Source organism: Pseudomonas sp. 2822-17 (genome assembly GCF_002742485.1).
Classification (GTDB): Bacteria; Pseudomonadota; Gammaproteobacteria; order Pseudomonadales; family Pseudomonadaceae; genus Aquipseudomonas; species Aquipseudomonas cyclaminis.
On the sequence record NZ_LJRZ01000772.1, the window covers coordinates 1 to 267 of the forward strand.

1 protein-coding gene is annotated in these 267 nt (G+C 42.3%); it reads left to right on the top strand.

The features are described from left to right. Positions 1-50: 50 nt before the first annotated feature. Positions 51-267, top strand: a 217-nt coding sequence (locus AOA60_RS28295) for an L-lactate permease (protein ID WP_256592896.1), incomplete at its 3' end; no start/stop codon positions are given.

Below are 267 nucleotides of genomic sequence, written 5' to 3' on the forward strand. Positions count from 1 at the left end.
CTGTTGTTTATTTAGCCCTAGCTAATGTGATAGGTATTGTGGGATCCTTTATGACGTCGTCAAATACTTCTTCCAATGTGTTATTTGCGCCTCTGCATGTGTCAGTAGCACAATCTATGGAAGGACTTGATGTTGCACATGTTATTGCTGCCCAATCTGTAGGAGGGGCTATAGGGAACTCTATATCTCCTACGAATGTTATCCTTGGGACAAGTACAGCGGGGATCAAAGGAAAAGATGCAGAAGTTCTTAAACCAACGCTCATAT